The sequence below is a fragment of the Streptomyces sp. JLSY215 genome, assembly GCF_059682825.1.
In genome coordinates, this window is the sequence record NZ_CM185022.1 from 2,107,431 (window position 1) to 2,124,105 (window position 16,675).

Annotated in this window: 18 protein-coding genes; 7 read left to right on the plus strand and 11 right to left on the minus strand. The window is 73.4% G+C overall.

Features of this window, described 5'->3' with window-relative positions; all coding sequences use genetic code 11:
* The first annotated feature begins 95 nt into the window (after positions 1–95).
* From AC5677_RS09470 to AC5677_RS09490, 5 genes are all read left to right on the plus strand, one after another.
* On the plus strand, positions 96–1,160 hold the full coding sequence (locus AC5677_RS09470; RefSeq protein WP_497194574.1) for a DEDDh family exonuclease: 1,065 nt from the start codon (positions 96–98) through the stop codon (positions 1,158–1,160).
* A 322-nt stretch (positions 1,161–1,482) separates the two neighbouring features.
* Entirely contained in the window at positions 1,483–1,716 is a 234-nt protein-coding gene (locus AC5677_RS09475; RefSeq protein ID WP_497194575.1) for a metallothionein, read from the plus strand.
* 112 nt (positions 1,717–1,828) lie between these two features.
* Positions 1,829–2,752: an SURF1 family cytochrome oxidase biogenesis protein gene (locus AC5677_RS09480; RefSeq protein ID WP_497194576.1), complete on the plus strand. Its 924-nt coding sequence runs from the start codon at positions 1,829–1,831 to the stop codon at positions 2,750–2,752.
* Positions 2,753–2,781: 29 nt separating this feature from the next.
* Positions 2,782–4,578: a glycoside hydrolase family 15 protein gene (locus tag AC5677_RS09485; protein ID WP_497194577.1), complete on the plus strand. Its 1,797-nt coding sequence runs from the start codon at positions 2,782–2,784 to the stop codon at positions 4,576–4,578.
* A 4-nt stretch (positions 4,579–4,582) separates the two neighbouring features.
* Complete coding sequence (locus AC5677_RS09490) at positions 4,583–5,338, plus strand: SDR family oxidoreductase (RefSeq protein ID WP_497194578.1); 756 nt, start codon at positions 4,583–4,585, stop codon at positions 5,336–5,338.
* A gap of 30 nt (positions 5,339–5,368) precedes the next feature.
* Here the strand turns inward: AC5677_RS09490 and amaP are convergent, their stop codons facing one another.
* Genes amaP through AC5677_RS09515 form a run of 5 tightly spaced genes read right to left on the minus strand, consistent with a single transcriptional unit; the run spans position 5,369 to position 7,765 of the window.
* Positions 5,369–5,974, minus strand: coding sequence for an alkaline shock response membrane anchor protein AmaP (gene amaP, locus AC5677_RS09495; protein ID WP_497194579.1), 606 nt, complete (start codon positions 5,972–5,974; stop codon positions 5,369–5,371).
* 9 nt (positions 5,975–5,983) lie between these two features.
* Complete coding sequence (locus AC5677_RS09500) at positions 5,984–6,661, minus strand: DUF6286 domain-containing protein (protein WP_497194580.1); 678 nt, start codon at positions 6,659–6,661, stop codon at positions 5,984–5,986.
* A complete protein-coding gene (locus AC5677_RS09505) occupies positions 6,658–7,047 on the minus strand; it encodes a hypothetical protein (RefSeq protein ID WP_497194581.1) in 390 nt (129 codons plus the stop codon). The genes AC5677_RS09500 and AC5677_RS09505 overlap by 4 nt, the downstream gene beginning before the upstream one ends.
* Before the next feature lie 6 nt (positions 7,048–7,053).
* A complete protein-coding gene (locus AC5677_RS09510) occupies positions 7,054–7,251 on the minus strand; it encodes a hypothetical protein (protein WP_497194582.1) in 198 nt (65 codons plus the stop codon).
* Positions 7,252–7,306: 55 nt separating this feature from the next.
* On the minus strand, positions 7,307–7,765 hold the full coding sequence (locus AC5677_RS09515; protein ID WP_497194583.1) for an Asp23/Gls24 family envelope stress response protein: 459 nt from the start codon (positions 7,763–7,765) through the stop codon (positions 7,307–7,309).
* Between the two features lie 216 nt (positions 7,766–7,981).
* Here AC5677_RS09515 and AC5677_RS09520 point away from each other — a divergent pair, with 216 nt between their 5' ends.
* Complete coding sequence (locus AC5677_RS09520) at positions 7,982–8,698, plus strand: hypothetical protein (protein ID WP_497196556.1); 717 nt, start codon at positions 7,982–7,984, stop codon at positions 8,696–8,698.
* A gap of 97 nt (positions 8,699–8,795) precedes the next feature.
* On the opposite strand, the gene AC5677_RS09525 is transcribed toward AC5677_RS09520, so the two are convergent.
* The 3 genes from AC5677_RS09525 to AC5677_RS09535 all read right to left on the minus strand — a co-directional run bounded on the left by AC5677_RS09525 (position 8,796) and on the right by AC5677_RS09535 (position 11,867).
* Positions 8,796–9,575 (minus strand): enoyl-CoA hydratase/isomerase family protein, encoded by a 780-nt coding sequence (locus tag AC5677_RS09525; protein ID WP_497194584.1) that lies wholly within the window; start codon positions 9,573–9,575, stop codon positions 8,796–8,798.
* 116 nt (positions 9,576–9,691) lie between these two features.
* Entirely contained in the window at positions 9,692–9,913 is a 222-nt protein-coding gene (locus AC5677_RS09530) for a helix-turn-helix domain-containing protein (RefSeq protein WP_030366669.1), read from the minus strand.
* Between the two features lie 355 nt (positions 9,914–10,268).
* Positions 10,269–11,867 (minus strand): ABC-F family ATP-binding cassette domain-containing protein, encoded by a 1,599-nt coding sequence (locus AC5677_RS09535; RefSeq protein ID WP_497194585.1) that lies wholly within the window; start codon positions 11,865–11,867, stop codon positions 10,269–10,271.
* A 237-nt stretch (positions 11,868–12,104) separates the two neighbouring features.
* Here AC5677_RS09535 and AC5677_RS09540 point away from each other — a divergent pair, with 237 nt between their 5' ends.
* Positions 12,105–12,515 (plus strand): VOC family protein, encoded by a 411-nt coding sequence (locus AC5677_RS09540; protein WP_497194586.1) that lies wholly within the window; start codon positions 12,105–12,107, stop codon positions 12,513–12,515.
* Positions 12,516–12,541: 26 nt separating this feature from the next.
* Here the strand turns inward: AC5677_RS09540 and AC5677_RS09545 are convergent, their stop codons facing one another.
* The 3 genes from AC5677_RS09545 to AC5677_RS09555 all read right to left on the minus strand — a co-directional run bounded on the left by AC5677_RS09545 (position 12,542) and on the right by AC5677_RS09555 (position 16,077).
* The gene (locus AC5677_RS09545; protein WP_497194587.1) at positions 12,542–14,020 is read right to left on the minus strand and encodes a hypothetical protein; all 1,479 of its coding nucleotides are present in this window, start codon (positions 14,018–14,020) and stop codon (positions 12,542–12,544) included.
* Positions 14,021–14,161: 141 nt separating this feature from the next.
* The gene (locus AC5677_RS09550; RefSeq protein ID WP_497194588.1) at positions 14,162–15,289 is read right to left on the minus strand and encodes an alpha/beta hydrolase; all 1,128 of its coding nucleotides are present in this window, start codon (positions 15,287–15,289) and stop codon (positions 14,162–14,164) included.
* A 107-nt stretch (positions 15,290–15,396) separates the two neighbouring features.
* Positions 15,397–16,077: a class II aldolase/adducin family protein gene (locus AC5677_RS09555; protein WP_497196557.1), complete on the minus strand. Its 681-nt coding sequence runs from the start codon at positions 16,075–16,077 to the stop codon at positions 15,397–15,399.
* Positions 16,078–16,675 lie beyond the last annotated feature (598 nt).

Sequence of the window (16,675 nt, forward strand, 5' to 3'; positions counted from 1 at the left end):
CCGCGGGGAACGGGCGGGGAGACCGCCCCGGATGCACGGGTTCCGGACGACGGCGGTGCGGTGGCTGTCAGTGGCGGCCCGTATCCTCAGTGACCATGCTCGAAGACCGCATGGCAGCAGCTCACTCGATCGCGCCGAAGACCGCGCCGAAGATCGGGCAGCAGCCGGGCCCTCAGACGCCCCCGGCTGCCTGGCCGGACGGGTATCCCCAGGGGTACGCGGTGGTCGACGTGGAGACCACCGGCCTGGCCCGCGACGACCGCATCATCTCCGCCGCGGTGTATCAACTCGACGCACGGGGCGAGGTCCAGGACCACTGGTACACCCTCGTCAATCCGCAGCGGGATCCGGGCCCGGTCTGGATCCACGGCCTCACCAGCGACATGCTGGCCGACGCGCCGCTCTTCCCCGACATCGTCCCGGAGCTGTCCCGGCGCCTCGCGGACCGCGTGCTGGTCGCGCACAACGCCATGTTCGACTGGTCGATGATCGCCCGGGAGTACGCCCGCGCCGGGTCGGCCGCCCCGGTGCGCCGGCGGCTGTGCACCATCGCGCTCTCCAAGGAGCTGCGGCTGCCGCTGCCCAACCACAAGCTGGAGTCCCTCGCGGCCCATTACGGCGTCGTTCAGGAACGCGCCCACCATGCCCTGGACGACGCCCGGGTGCTGGCCGAGGCGTTCCGGCCCAGCCTGCACCTGGCCGCGCGGGCGGAGCTGCGGCTGCCGCTGCTGGCGTGCCAGCCGCTGACGGAGTGGTCGGACTCTCCCCCGCGAGCGGGAGGTACCCCCACCGCGCCCCGGCAGCAGTCCTCGGCGGCGTCCTACCGCCCGACCTCCTGGCGGCCGTCCCGTAAGCGCCCCGCGTGCCCGTACCCCAACCCGGGGCGGTTCGTGGCGGGCGGCCGGCTCGTCCAGGGGATGCGGGTGGCGTTCTCCGGGGACACCTCCGTCGACCGGGAGCTGCTGGAGGACCGGGCGACCGAGGCCGGGCTGCATGTCGCCACGAGCATGTCCCGGCTGACCAGCCTGCTGGTGACCAACGACCCCGATGCGCAGACCGCCAAGACCGCCAAGGCCGCCCAGTTCGGCACGGTCGTGGTCGACGAGGCGGCCTTTATGCAGCTGCTGCAGAACGTCGAGGAAGCGAAAAAGGCGGAGTGAGCAGAGAAGGCGAAGAAGGCGGAGAAGGCCCACAAAGCCTGGCCGGCGGAAAAGCGGAATAGGCGGGGCGGACGGGAAAAGGCGGAGCGGGCGGAGAAAGCAGCGAAGCCGGCCAAGCCGGCGATAGCGGTAAAGACCGCGAAGGCAGCCAAGGCCGAAAAGGCGGAAGACGCAGAACAGGCGTCACGGACGCAAAAGCGTGGAACGAAGAGAACGGCCGCAGCCGTCGCCCCTTGCGGATTGGGGCCTGTCCGGGTGAAGCCCGGCCAACACACCCGCCGGCGCCTCGCCGCGTACGGGTGCCGCCCGCACCCTGTGGCGCATGGCACGTTGTGAGGTCTGCGGAAACGAATACGGCATGACGTTCGAAGTGCACGCGCAGGGCGCGGTGCACGTCTTCGACTGCTTCTCCTGCGCCATTCACCGCATGGCGCCGATCTGCGAGCACTGCCGGTGCCAGATCATCGGCCAGGGCGTCGAGGTCGATGGGCACTGGTACTGCGGCGCCCACTGCGCCCGCTCGGAGGGGAAGGTGGGCATCGTCGACAGAGTCTGAGCCCGGCTCCGCTCGCGGCCCGCGCTCGCGGCCGCCGCACCACCGCGCGGCTCATGGCCCCCGGCAGGCCCCCCTGCCCGGGGGCCGCCGCACGCCAGGTACGGTCGTTGCCGTGTACCGCTTCCTGTTGTCCCGGCAGTGGGTGATCCTCACCCTCCTGGGTCTCGCGATGATCCCCGCCATGATCAAGCTGGGCTACTGGCAGCTGCACCGCCATGAGCACAAGGTGGCGCAGAACACCCTGATCGCCGGCAACCTGGCCGCCAGGCCGGTCCCGGTCACCGAGCTGGCCGCCCCCGGGCAGGCGGTGCCGCACCACGAGATGTGGCGCCGGGTCACCGCCACCGGCACCTACGACACCGCGCACGAGGTCGTGGTCCGGCAGCGCACCGCCGCCGACGAGCAGAGCATCGGCTACTACGTCCTGACCCCGCTCCAACTCGACGGCGGCAAGGACGTCCTGGTCAACCGCGGCTGGATCTCGGCCGGCAACGACCTCACCCGCTTCCCCGACGTGCCGGCCGCGCCCCGCGGCAAGGTCACCGTCACCGGCCGGCTCATGGCCGACGAGACCACGTCGGCGAGCGGCATCAAGGACACCAAAGGCCTGCCGCCGCGTCAGGTCATGCTGATCAACAGCGGGGAGATGGCGAAGCGGCTGCCGCGGCCGGTGCTCGGCGGCTACATCGAGCAGACCGCGCCCGAGCCGCCCGGCGGCAAGCCCGAGCCGGTGCCCGAGCCGGACCACGACAGCATCGGCCCGCACATGGCCTACGCCATCCAGTGGTGGCTGTTCGCCGCGGCGGTCCCGGTCGGCTGGGTCATCCTCGTACGCCGCGAGCGCCGCGACCGGGCGGAGGCGGCGGCCAAGGAGGCCGAGGCCGCCGAGAAGACCGGCGACGCCGAGAAGACCGAGGCCGCCCAGGAGACCGACGACGCGGCGACGATCCCCGGGGAGGCCGACGGGTCCGGGGCGCCACAGGGCCCGGAACAGCGGAACGAGCCGGTAGCCCGGACAGCCGCCATCACCGAGTAGCGAGGGCGCCGGGCGGGAAAGCGCCTGGAGTGCACCCACATCAGCCCCATATCGAGGACTACGCGCTCATCGGCGATCTGCAGACCGCCGCCCTCGTCGGCCGCGACGGCTCCATCGACTGGCTGTGCCTGCCGCGGTTCGACTCCGGCGCCTGCTTCGCCGCCCTCCTCGGCCACCGGGACAACGGCCACTGGGGACTGGCCCCCGCCGCCCCCGGTGCCCGCGCCGAGCGCTCCTACCGCGGCGACTCCCTCGTCCTGGACACCGTCTGGGAGACCCCCGAAGGCTCCGTACGGGTCACCGACTTCATGCCGCAGCGCGACCGCGCACCCGATGTCGTACGGATCGTCGAGGGGCTCCGCGGCAGCGTCGAGATGCGCAGTGTGCTGCGGCTGCGCTTCGACTACGGGCGGGTGGTCCCCTGGGTGCGCGCCGCCGAGGGCAGCCGGGTCGCGATCGCCGGACCGGACTCCGTGTGGCTGCGCACCCCCGGCCGGGGCACCACCTACGGCAAGGACTTCAGCACCCGCACCGACCTCACCGTCGCGGCGGGCGAACGCGCCGCCTTCGTACTGACCTGGCACCCCTCCCATGAGCCCCGTCCCGACCAGATCGACCCGTTCGAGGCGCTCGGGGCCACTCTCGACGACTGGCACGAGTGGGCCGCGCGCTGCCGCTACCACGGTCCGCACCGCGACGCCGTGATGCGCTCCCTGATCACCCTCAAGGCCCTCATCTACGCGCCCACCGGCGGCATCGTCGCCGCCCCCACCACCTCGCTCCCCGAGGAGCTGGGCGGCGTGCGCAACTGGGACTACCGCTACTGCTGGCTGCGCGACGCCAGCCTCACCCTGGACTCCCTGATCTCCGCCGGATATCTGGACGAGGCCAACGCCTGGCGGGACTGGCTGCTGCGCGCGGTGGCCGGATCCCCCGACGACCTGCAGATCATGTACGGCCTGGCGGGCGAACGGCGGCTCCCGGAGAGCGAGATCCCCTGGCTGGCCGGATACGCCGGATCCGCGCCCGTACGGATCGGCAACGCCGCCGTCCAGCAGCGCCAGCTCGACGTCTACGGCGAGGTCCTGGACTCCCTCCACATCGGCCGCCAGGCCGGCATGGAGACCGAGTCACACGCCTGGAACATCCAGCGCGCCCTGGTCGACTACCTCGAGTCCACCTGGCGCGACCCCGACGAGGGACTGTGGGAGATCCGCGGGCCGCGCCGGCACTTCGTCCACTCCAAGGTCATGGCCTGGGTCGCCGCGGACCGCGGCGTACGGGCGCTGGAGGCCGACCCGAAGCTCGGCGGGAACCTCGGCCGCTGGCGGGCGATGCGCGACGACATCCACCGCGAGGTCTGCGAACGGGGCTACGACGCGGAGCGCGGCACCTTCACCCAGTACTACGGCTCCACCGAACTCGACGCCGCGACGCTGCTGATCCCCCGCGTCGGCTTTCTCCCCGGCGACGACCCCCGGGTGATCGGGACCGTCGACGCGGTACGCCGGGAGCTGTCGAACAACGGTCTGGTACAGCGTTACAGCACCGCCGGCGGCGGCAATGTCGACGGGCTGCCCGGCGGCGAGGGCACCTTCCTGGTCTGCTCGTTCTGGCTCGCCGACGCGCTCGGGCTGACCGGCCGCAGCCAGGAGGCGCACGCCCTGTTCGAACGGCTGCTGGCCCTGCGCAACGACGTGGGGCTGCTCTCCGAGGAGTACGACCCGGCGGCCCGGCGCCAGCTCGGCAACTTCCCGCAGGCCTTCAGCCATCTCGGCCTGGTGGGGACCGTCTTCGGACTGTTCGGGTGCACAAAGGCAGACTAGGGCCATGGATCTTGGACTCACCGACCGGACGTACATCGTCACCGGAGCGACCCGCGGCCTCGGCTTCGCCACCGCCCGCGAACTGGTCGCCGAGGGCGCCAACGTGGTGCTCACCGGACGCACCGAGCAGAGCGCGATCGAGGCGGCCGCCTCCCTGGGCGAGCGGGCCCTGGGCGTCGCCGCCGACAACGCCGACCCCGAGGCCCCCGCCCGCCTGGTGGCCGCCGCCCGCGAGCGCTTCGGCCGCCTCGACGGCGTCATGATCAGTGTCGGCGGACCGGCCCCCGGCACGGCCGCCGACAACACCGACGAACAGTGGCGGTCCGCCTTCGAATCGGTCTTCCTGGGCGCGGTACGCCTCGCCCGTACCGCCGGCGCCGAACTCGCCGAGGGCGGCGTCATCGGCTTCGTCCTGTCCGGCTCCGTGTACGAGCCGATCGGCGGCCTGACCGTCTCCAACGGCCTGCGCCCCGGGCTCGCCGGCTTCGCCAAGTCCCTCGCCAACGAGCTCGGCCCGCGCGGCATCCGCGTCGTCGGCGTCCTGCCCGGCCGTATCGCCACCGACCGGATGACCCAGCTCGACTCCCTCTCGGGGGACCCCGAGGGCTCCCGCGCCCGCAACTCCGCGTCGATCCCCCTGGGCCGCTACGGCACCCCCGCGGAGTTCGGCCGCGCCGCGGCGTTCCTGCTCTCGCCGGCCGCGTCGTATGTCACCGGGGTGATGGTGCCCGTGGACGGCGGGGCGCGGCACGGGTTCTGACCTGCGACGACGGCGGGGCGGGGCGGCAGGCTAGCCGACCCGCTCCGCCCGGTGCCGCACCCCCCGCAGCCGTACCTTCGCCGGCAGCCGCTCCAGCCCCGCCGAGCCGCGCGCATGCGCCACCGCCTCGTCCGAGAAACGCAGCAGGACCGTGCCGGGGTCGGCGTGCGGGGCGAGCGACAGGACGGCGCGTACCCGCGGCTGCGTGCGGCGTCCGGTCAGCAGCGCGGCGGCCCCCGCCACGCCGTCCAGCGCCTCGGTCTCGGCGACCAGCACGCCCTCCAGCGCCGGGCCGCGCAGCAGGGCGCCCTCGCCGTCCCCGCTGTCGACGAGGATCTCGGCCAGCCGGTGCCGGCGGAGCTGGGTCACCAGCCACCACAGCAGCAGCAGGACGAGCACCGCCAGGACGACGATGACGACGGGCCACCACCAGCCGCGGTCCGTCCACCGGGTGCGGTTCCCCGAGGACAGCAGCACCTCGTCGGGGCGCGTCCAGGGCCAGCCGGCGGGCAGCGCGAGATGCCATTTCGCGGGCAGGCCCAGCCCGCCCATCAGCACCGTCGCGCCGGTGCCCAGCAGCACCGCGCCGGCCAGGCCCAGCAGCACCCGATTGGTGCCCGTGCGTACCCTGCGCATCGTGTGCGCTCACCCCTTCCTCGGGTTCTTCGGGCGCCGTACATCGACGCGCAGATGCAGACCGTGGGCCAGCCCGAGTTGTTCGAGGCCGTCTCCCAGCGCCGTGTCGAGGTCGCCGCGGACCTCGTCCAGCTCCCGGAAGTGCGCGACGGCCCGCGCCCTGGCCCTGCGGCGGCCGACCGTCATCCGTACGGACTGCACCCCGGCGACCTCCATGGCGCGGTCGCGCAGCACCAGGGCGGCGGCCGACCGGTCCAGGCAGGCCCGGATGCCGGGGGCGGTGCGGCGCATCGGCAGCACCTTGCGCAGTCCGGGCGTGAGGGCCAGCACGATCAGCCAGATCCCGATCAGCATCGCGGCCGCCGCGGCGCCCAGTACCCAGGGGCTGTCCAGGTGACGGGTGGCCAGCTGACGGGCGAGCCACACGCGCCAGGCCATGGCGGGGCGGCCGGCCCGCACCGCGGCCACGTCGTACAGCAGCAGGCCGGCGGCGCCGAGGAGCACCAGGGCGAGCAGCGCGGCCGGTACCCGCCGGGCCGACCAGGGGCGCCGGGCGCGGCCGTCGTCGCCGTGGTGCGTATATGCCGCGGCCGATGCGGACTGCCGCAGCCCGTCCCCGCCGCCCGGCCGTTTCTCGAGCGTGGGCAGCCGTCCGGTCTCCGGCAGATCCGCGTCGTCGTCGCTCATCGCACCCTTTCCCGCGCCCCGCCGGCCGACAGCGGGGAGTGCAGACGCTCCACCTCCACCGCGACCTCCGGCACCTCCATACTCGCCAACGCCCTTACCCGCTCGACGACTTGACGACGCACCACACCGCACTGCGCGCCGATGTCGGAGGGATAGCCCAGCTCGACGGCGACCCGCACCCGGGCCTCGCCGAAGGGCTGCCGGGTGTCGCGCCGGTGGACGGTCACCGTCGCATGGGCGTCGGTGGGAGCGGTGGGAGCCGTCTCACGCAGCGCCTCGCGCGCCGCCTGGGCGGCGATCTTCGCCACCACCCGGTCCGCGAGGGTGGTCGCGCCCCGCTCGGCCGCCGGTACGGCCGGGTCGGCGGCGGCCGGCGCCTTCGCCACCCGCGCTCACCGCCGCCGGCTGTCGCGGTCGCCGGTCCGCGCGCGGAAGAAATCGCCGAGCTCCAGATCCCCGTCCAGGAATTTGCCCGCCACGAATCCGATCACGCCCAGCACCGCCACCAGGACGAACGCCCCGAGCCCGCCGAAGTATCCGGCGAAGCCCAGCGCCATGCCGGCCAGAAGGCCGACCACGGCCATGCTCATCGTGCGCTCCTTCGCTTTCACTCCGGTCGGGTCCCGCTGCCGCGGCCGGACCCCATCACTGAATCCGCGGCTCCGCGTGTTCCTCTTCGTCCTCCTCGTCGGGCAGCTTGACATCGCTCACCGCGATATTGACCTCGACGACCTCCAGGCTCGTCATCCGTTCGACGGCGGCGATGACGTTCTCCCGGACGGTGCGGGCGACATCGGCGATGGAGACGCCGTAGTCGACGACGATCTCCAGGTCCAGCGCGGCCTGCACCTCTCCGACCTCGGCCTTCACCCCGCGCGTCGCGGAGGACTTGCCACCGCCGGGCACCCGCTCCCGTACGGCCCCCAGGGTTCGCGCGAAGCCGCTGCCCATGGCGTGGACGCCCACGACATCGCGGGCCGCCAGTCCGGCGATCTTCTCCACGACGCCGTCGGCGATGGTGGTGCGCCCTCGGGACGCGGGGTCACCGCCGCCCCGCTGGAGCGGCGATTTCGCACCGCCCGGCATCTGCTGGCTCTCGCTCATCGCCGTTCGTCCCTTTCGGAGGGGGCATCGGGGGGCATCGGGGGGGCAGAGGGAATCGGAGGGGGTCATTCCGATTTCCACACTAGGCCCGGATACTGCGATACGCCCCGGTATGCGGCAGCGGAGTGCTCCATACGGCCGCGCGCGCCGGGCGCCGGGCCCTGCGGGCCGGACTGCGGCAGGCTGGGGGCACCGTCCGGAGAAGGGGTGAGCGTGGTGCCCGTGAACGACTTGGCGCCGGCCGTACGACAGCAGCTCGGCATCGGGCGGGTGCTGCCCCTGGGCGGGCCCGCGGACGGCTCGTGGATCACCGAGCGGGCGGCCGCCGCGGCGCTGCGGAAGGCCGTCGGCACACCGGCCGGCGCACGGCTCGGCGCGCTGCGGCTGACCGTCGCGGAGCCCGGCACCGCACCGGAACCGGCCGTTCCGCCGCCCTCCAGCGCACTGCCGCCGGGCCCGCTGCGCATCACCGCGGACTTCGCCGCACCCGGCGACCGCCCGCTGCCCGACACCGCGGACCGAGTGCGCGCGGCCCTGCTGGAGGCGTCGGACCGGGAGCTGGGGCTGGTGGTGGGCCCGGTGGACCTACGGATCAGCGGACTGCTGGAGCCGGCCGGGGCGCCCTCGCCCCCGGCGCCCCCGGAGCGCCGCGTCCCGCCGGAGGACCGCGGGGAAGCCCCGCAGGAGGCCGCGCCGGAGGGGCTCGCCGCCATCGTCCTGGGCGTCCCGGGTGTCGCCCGCCTCGCCCCGGCACTCGGCGGCCTCGGCCGCTCCGTCCGGCTCCGCGACGGCCATGCCCTCATCCAGCTGGCGACCGCGCCCGGCTCTCGCGTGCTGGACGTCGCACGGGCCGTACGGGCGGCGGTGGCGGCCGCGACACCCGCCCCGGAGACGGTCGCCGTGCTGGTCACGGCCGTCGGCGACGCCGTATGAGCGCCCCGCCGAGGGCGATCACGCAAGAACGCCCGGCCGGCGGACGGCCGAAGTCGTCCGCCGGCCGGGCGCCGGCAGTGCGTACCGCTGCCGGGGGCTACTCCCCCAGCCCGGCGAGATCGCGCAGCCGGCGCGCCTGGGCCGCCCGCTCCGCGGTGCGCTGTTCCTCGTACGTACGGCCCGCGGCGCCGGCCAGCAGCGCCTTGGTCTCGATGACGGCGTCCCGCGGCGCGGCGACGAGCGCGGCCGCCAGGTCGGCCACCGCACCGTCGAGTTCACCGTTGGGCACCACCAGGTTGGCCAGGCCCACCCGCTCGGCCTCCGCGGCGTGCACGAAGCGTCCGGTGGCGCAGATCTCCAGCGCGCGGGCGTAGCCCACCAGCCCGACCAGGGGATGCGTACCGGTCAGGTCCGGCACCAGGCCCAGGCTGGTCTCCCGCATGGCGAACTGCACGTCCTCGGCGACGACCCGCAGATCGCAGGCGAGGGCGAGCTGGAAGCCCGCACCGATCGCATGACCCTGTACGGCGGCGATCGACACCAGGTCGGTGCGCCGCCACCAGGTGAACGCCTCCTGGTACTCGGCAATCGTGGCGTCCAGTTCGCTGTCCGCACCGCGCGCCAGATCGATGAACGACGGCTCGCCGTCGAACCCCTCTGGCGTGAACGCCTGCCGGTCGAGACCCGCGGAGAAGGACTTGCCCTCGCCGCGGAGCACCACGATCCGTACATTTCCCGGCAGCAGCGAACCCGCCTCGGCCAGCGCCCGCCACATGGCCGGCGACTGCGCATTGCGCTTGGCCGCATTGGCGAGGGTCACCGTGGCGATGGTGTCGTCCACGGTGAGCCGCACACCGTCTTTGTCGAGCAGAGTCATGGAGCGCCTCCGGGTCAGCCGACCGCACCTGCGTGCGTAAGTGACTGAACGGTAACCTCCCGGCCGACTGCTCGGCCGACCGGGGGGAGAACCGTTGCTACCCGGAGTCGCGGGCGTCAGGCCGAAGCGGCCTTCTTGCCCCTGGTGGCTCCGCCTCGACCGCGCAGGATCACACCGGATTCGCTGAGCATCCGGTGCACGAATCCATAGGAGCGACCGGTTTCCTCGGCCAGCGCCCGGATACTCGCTCCGGAGTCGTACTTCTTCTTCAGGTCTGCCGCGAGCTTCTCGCGCGCGGCGCCGGTTACCCGGCTGCCCTTCTTCAGAGTCTCGGCCACCCGTGCCTCCTCGTGGGAAGTGCGCTCTGGACTCTCATGATCACCCCTCCCCGGCTTCCTGGCCACCCATTCCACAAGGTCGGTACGACATGAATTGCCGCCGGATGCGTCGCCGACGCGCCCGGAACCGTGTATTCCGCCCGTCCGGCGGGCCGCCCGGTCATGGAATTCCCGGAAAAGCGGCAGGTCAGGGGCAGCGCCGGAAGATACGGCCGAAAAGGTGACGGCCGGGCCCCTCGGGGCCCGGCCGTGCCGTGCAGACTCGCCGATGTACGAGCCGTTCTCACACAGATGATGGATCACGCCTAGGCCGAATGATCCAGACCGCATGATCCATACGGCCGTCCCGCCGCCGTCAGGCCAGCGCGACCAGGTCCGCGTAGTCCTGGCCCCACAGGTCCTCGACGCCGTCGGGCAGCAGGATGATCCGCTCCGGCTGCAGCGCGTCGACCGCGCCCTCGTCGTGCGTCACCAGGACCACCGCGCCGGTGAAGGTGTGCAGCGCGCCGAGGATCTCCTCGCGGCTGGCGGGGTCGAGGTTGTTGGTGGGCTCGTCGAGGAGCAGGACGTTGGCGGAGGAGACCACCAGCGTGGCCAGGGCGAGACGGGTCTTCTCGCCGCCGGAGAGGACGCCGGCGGGCTTGTCGACGTCGTCGCCGGAGAAGAGGAAGGAGCCCAGCGTCTTGCGGATGGCGACCAGGTCCATGTCCGGGGCGGCCGAGCGCATGTTCTCCAGGACCGTGCGGTCCGGGTCCAGCGTCTCGTGCTCCTGGGCGTAGTACCCCAGCTTGAGGCCGTGGCCGGGGACGACCGCGCCGGTGTCCGGCTGCTCCACGCCGGCCAGCAGCCGCAGCAGGGTGGTCTTGCCGGCGCCGTTGAGGCCCAGGATGACGACCCGGGAGCCCTTGTCGATCGCCAGGTCGACGTCGGTGAAGATCTCCAGGGAGCCGTAGGACTTCGACAGGCCCTCGGCGGTCAGCGGGGTCTTGCCGCACGGCGCCGGGTCCGGGAAGCGCAGCTTGGCGACCTTGTCGGAGGCGCGCACCGCCTCCAGGCCGGCGAGCAGCTTGTCGGCGCGCTTGGCCATGTTCTGCGCGGCGACGGTCTTGGTGGCCTTCGCGCGCATCTTGTCGGCCTGGGAGTTGAGCGCGGCGGCCTTCTTCTCGGCGTTCGCCCGCTCGCGCTTGCGGCGCTTCTCGTCGGCCTCGCGCTGCTGCTGGTAGAGCTTCCAGCCCATGTTGTAGACGTCGATCGCCGACCGGTTGGCGTCGAGGTAGAACACCTTGTTCACGACGGTCTCGACCAGGTCGACATCGTGCGAGATCACGATGAAGCCGCCGCGGTAGGTCTTGAGGTAGTCGCGCAGCCAGACGATGGAGTCGGCGTCGAGGTGGTTGGTCGGCTCGTCGAGGAGCAGCGTGTCGGAGTCCGAGAAGAGGATCCGGGCCAGCTCGACGCGGCGGCGCTGACCGCCGGAGAGCGTATGGAGGGGCTGGCCGAGGATGCGGTCGGGCAGGCCGAGGCTGGCGGCGATGGTCGCGGCCTCCGCCTCGGCGGCGTACCCGCCCTTGGTCAGGAACTCCGTCTCCAGGCGCTCGTACTTCTTCATCGCCTTTTCGCGGGTGGCGCCCTTGCCGTTGGCCATCCGGTCCTCGTTCTCGCGCATCTTGCGCAGCACGGAGTCCAGATCGCGGGCGGAGAGGATGCGGTCGCGGGCGAGCACGTCCATGTCGCCGGTGCGCGGGTCCTGCGGCAGATAGCCGACCTGGCCGGAGCGGGCGACCGTGCCGGCGGCGGGGATGCCCTCGCCGGCCAGCACCTTGGTGAGGGTGGTCTTGCCGGCACCGTTGCGGCCGACCAGGCCGATGCGGTCGCCCTTGGCGATGCGGAAGGAAGTGGACTCGATGAGGATTCGGGCGCCGGCACGCAGCTCAAGGCCGGAGGCGGTGATCACGGAAAAAACTCCAGGGCAGGAAGACGGCGGGTTGGACGGACGGTCCGAGAGCGGTCAGCGCCGTCTAATGAACCCAAAGGAGAACTGCCATACAGGCAGTCTAACGGTGTTGTGCAAGCGCTTTTTCCCTCGCGCGGTATCCGCAGGTCACGGGCGGTTTCCGGGCCGTTGTCAGACCCAGCTGGGAGACTGTGACGCAGATCTCAATACGGCGTCACGAAAGGGACGGTGAGGGAGATGACGAGCGCCATGGCGGGTGCGCCCACGGTGTTTCCGGCGCTGCTCTACCGCGATGCCCCGGCGGCGATCCGTCAGTTGACGGAGGCCTTCGGGTTCGTGGCGGAAGCAGTGCACGAGGACGCGGGCGGAAGGGTGGTGCATGCGGAGCTGTCGTACGGCAACGGGCGGGTGATGCTGGGCTCGAAGGGGCACGGCGGGGCCTTCGACGCGGCGATGGCGGGGGCCGGCCCGAGCGCCGTTTACGTGGTGGTCGAGGACGCGGATGCCCACTGTGCGCGGGCCGGTGCGGCGGGGGCGGAGATCCTCCGGCCGCCCGCGGACCAGGACTACGGCTCGCGCGACTACATGGCGCGGGACCTGGAGGGCAACGTCTGGAGCTTCGGGACCTACCGGCCGGGCGCCCCGTGACGGGGCGCCCGGGGCGTCCGCCGCCGTCAGACGCCGCCGGTGTGGACCTGGAAGGCCGCGCGGCGCACGGCCTTGGCGAGTGCCGGGTCGGGATGTGCCGCGGCCAGGGCGACGAGCACCTGGACGGTGCGGGGATGGCCGACGGCGCGTACCTCCGCCAGCAGGCGCGGCACCGAGCCCTGCACCGCCGAGTCGAGGTGCCGGACCAGGAGTTGGGTCTCGCCGTGGTCCGCGACGGCCGCCGCGGTGTCCACCCACAGCCAGGTCGACTCCTCGCGGGTGAGCACATCGGGGGCGGTCTCCGGGTCGCCGCCCTCGTGCTCGACCAGCCACAGCAGGGCGTAGGGGCGCAGCGCCGGCTCGTCGGCGGCGGCGCGGACGGCCGGTTCGGCGGGGGCGCCGACCGCGCGCAGCGCCTCGAAGGCCAGGCCGCGCAGCAGCGCGTCCTCGCCGCGGGCCACGGTCAGCAGCTCCTCGACGGCGGCGCCGACCGCGCGGGCGGCGAGCCAGGCGCGGTATTCGGTACGGGCCGGGCCCGGGGTGAGCCGGGCGCAGCCGCGCAGCATCGCCTCCGCGGACTGCTCGATATGGCCCGCCGGGCTCTGCGCGGCCACGCAGATCTGCTCCAGCTTGACCCACACCGACCAGTTGCCCAGCGGCGTCAGCTGGGCCTCGTCGCTGTCGTAGGACTCCTCGTACGCACCGTCATGGGCTTCGCCCGGCGCGGCGCCCGGCGGGACCATCGCGCCCACGGTCGTCAGGGCACCCAGCGCCCAGTTCAGGAGTTCGGCGAGCGAGGCCGCCGCGGCGTCGTGCGGCGTTCCCCCGGAGCCGTCGGTGTCGTCGGCGTCGGCGGCGTCGGCGGGGTGGCGTCCGTAGGGGACCTCGCAGCGCTCGGTGCGCAGCTCGGCGACGCGCTGTTCGAGCATGTCCAGCAGGGCGGACAGCCGTACGGGCCCGGCCGACAGATACAGCAGCGAGAGCAACTGCGGTACGGCCTCGACGACTTCGGCGACGATGGCGGGGCCGGCGCCGTACGGGGCCGGGCGGGCCAGCGACCAGGCGTCGAAGAGGGCGACCCAGCCGCGCAGTGCGGCGGTGTCGTCGCGGTCCCAGGCGCGCAGCCGCCAGCCGGGGCGGGCGACGCCGCCGTGGAGTTCGATCAGGCCGGCGAGCCGGGCGCGGTCCCAGTCGCCGCGGACCTGGTGCGGGGTCAGTCCCAGGTCGCCGGCGGCGCGTTCCACGGCGGCGTCCGGCAGGGCTCCGTCGGGGCCGGCCCGCAGACCGGTTCCGGTGGCGCCGGGGCCGTCGGCCCAGCGGGCGAGGCGGGCCGCGCCGGCCAGGGCGGCGCGGGCCTGACGGGCCAGTTCCGCCGGGGTGGGGGTGCCGGCGGGCGGGCGGGGCGCCGGACGGGCGGCCCTCGTGCTCACCGCCCGGCGGGCGGCCGCAATCGGTTGACCGGAGACGAGTCGGAGCCGGGAGTCGCGCGGAGTACGGGACGTCACAGGAGCAGTGTTGCCGCTGACGGCCCGAAAGCCCAATCGGAACCCGTCCTGCGATCTTCCAGGGGTGCGCCGCCTCACCGACCCATCCGTGATGTGGGGAGTTGTCCCCCCGTATGCCTGCCGGTCACCGAAGCGGCCCGGTCACATCAGCGGGGTCAGGAAGCGGCGCAGGGCCTCTTCGTAGCGGGGCGGGTCGGCGTTCCACATCGCGGCGTGCGGGGCGTGCGGGACGGGATGAAGGGTGATCAGGTCCGTGCGGCGGGCGGCGAAGGAACGCGAGGCGGCCCAGGGGGCGAGGGTGTCGTCCGGGCCGTGGAAGAGGAGTGTGGGGACGGTCAGCGTGGCCGGGTCGATGGCGTCGGCGGGGCGGTGGACGGGCAGTCCGGTGATGCCTTCGGCGGCGCGGACGACCAGCGGGAGCAGGGCGCGCGGGACCCCCCGGGAGGCGGCCAGCGCGCGGACGGTGGCGTGCCGGTCGAGGACCGGCGAGTCCAGGATGAGGCCGCTGATCCGGTCGCGCAGTGCGGAGTGGGCGGCCGCGCGGAGCGCCATGGTGGCGCCGGTGGACCAGCCGTAGAGGACGACATCGTGGGCGCCGTAGCGGATCGCGTAGCGGATGGCGGCGTCCAGGTCCCGCCATTCGGCGTCGCCGAGGTGGTTGATGCCGTCGGCGGTGGCGGGGGCGCCGAGGTCGTTGCGGTAGGCGATGTCGAGGACCGGGAGGCGGTGACGGCGCAGGAACGGCATGACGACCATGGGGTGTTCGCGGGTGGTGCCCAGGCCGTGTGCGGTGATGATCCAGGTGTCGCGGACTCCGGGGACGAACCACGCGGGGAGGGGGCCGAGCTCGCCGGGGACGTCGACGTCGGCGCTGTCGGCGCCGAGGGCGTCGCGGGGGTTGCCGATGTGAACCTGCGGGGTCAGCCGCATCCGCAGGCCCGGCCGCAGGGTGCCGTGCGTGACGCGCGTCAGGCGGCGGACGACGGTGTCGGGGGCGTGCGGGGTGCCGTGGACGACGGGGCCGATCTCGGCGTGGCAGCCGCCACCGGTGAGGCCGTAGACGCCGGGCCGCAGGGACACGAAACTGCGGGTCAGGGTGATCAGATCGTCGGTGACGGAGTGAACGGTGAGACGGGAGTCGCCGGGCAGGGGGCGGTCGGGGGGCGGTTTCAGGGCAACATCGCCGGCATATCGGCCGACCGCCACGGCCGCCGCCCCGGCGCCGAGCACGGTCATGGCGGCCACGGCCACCGCGGTACCCCTTCGCATCTTTCCAGTGTGCAAAGGGATGCCCGGTGCGGCCAGCGGGGCGGGAGCGGGCGGGTGACGGCGGCGGGGCGGCCGTGGCGCGGGGTGCGGGGTGCGGGCCCGGCGGGTCAGTCGTGCCGGCCGTATCCGGCGAGCTTCTCCCGGGCCTCGTCGAGCTGGGCCGGCGACAGCAGGCTGGGGGTGTGCCCCGGCAGGGAGCTCGCGGTGAGCCAGACCCGGCACATCCACTCCAGCTGGGCGGTGCGGTCCAGGGCCTGGTCGAGGCTGTCGCCGTAGGCCATGGTGCCGTGGTTCCGGAGGAGGCAGCCGGTGCGGTCGCGCAGCGCGTCGAGCATGTGCGCGGCAAGCTCGTCGGTGCCGTAGAGGGCGTAGGGGGCGACCCGGACCGGACCGCCGAGGACCCCGGCCATGTAGTGGACCGGCGGGAGCTCGGCGACGAGGGTGGAGACCGCGGTGGCGTACGGGGCGTGGGTGTGGACGACGGCGGCGGCCGTGGTGGTGCGGTAGACCGCGAGGTGCATGGGGAGTTCGCTGGTGGGGCGCAGGGAGCCGAGGATCTGGTGGCCGTCGAGGTCCACGGCGGTGGTGTCGCCGGGGCCGAGGCGGTCGTAGGGGACGCCGGTGGGCGTGACCAGGATCAGGTCCTTGATGCGGCAGGAGACGTTGCCGGAGGTGCCGACGACCAGGCCGTCGGCGACGGTGCGGCGGGCGGTGGCGACCAGCTCGCTCCAGGCGTCGGCGATGCGGTCGGGGTGGCCCTTCGTCGGGCGGGCGGTGGGGTCGTGCATGGCGCGGGCGGTGGGGTCGTGCATGGCGCGGGCGGTGGGGTCGTGCATGGCGTGGGCGGTGGGGTCGTGCATGGTGTCCTCCGGCGCGGTGGCGGCAGAACTGCGGATGGGCGACTGCGTGCGCGCCACCGTACGGGCAGGCGGGGGCACGATACGGCACGGTCACGCATGTCCGGTATCCGCCATATAGGGCTACTGGCACGTCTGTGGTGATTGGCCTGATTTGAGCCGTCTTGTGTTGGCCGGCCGCTAGCGTCGGGCATGAGTTGCTGAACCGACGTGCCGAACCGACGTACCGTCACCAACTCCAAGGGGAGCCATGGACCGTGAGCACGACCCGCACCGCACGGCATCCGACGGCCCGCCCGGCGATCCCGGACGCGCCCCGACCCGCCGCCCGTACCCCCGCCGCCCCTCGCGCCCCCGCCCCTCACCTTCCCGGCCGTCGCTCCCCCGGCCCGCGCGCCGGGCGATAGCCACGGCCGCCGCGCGCGCCACCGGACGCCCGGGACCGCCGGATCGGAACCGCTGAAAGGGGCCGGTGGCCCAGCGCAGGGAGTTTGCCAACAGGTGATGCGGAAGTGACGCCGGAGGCACC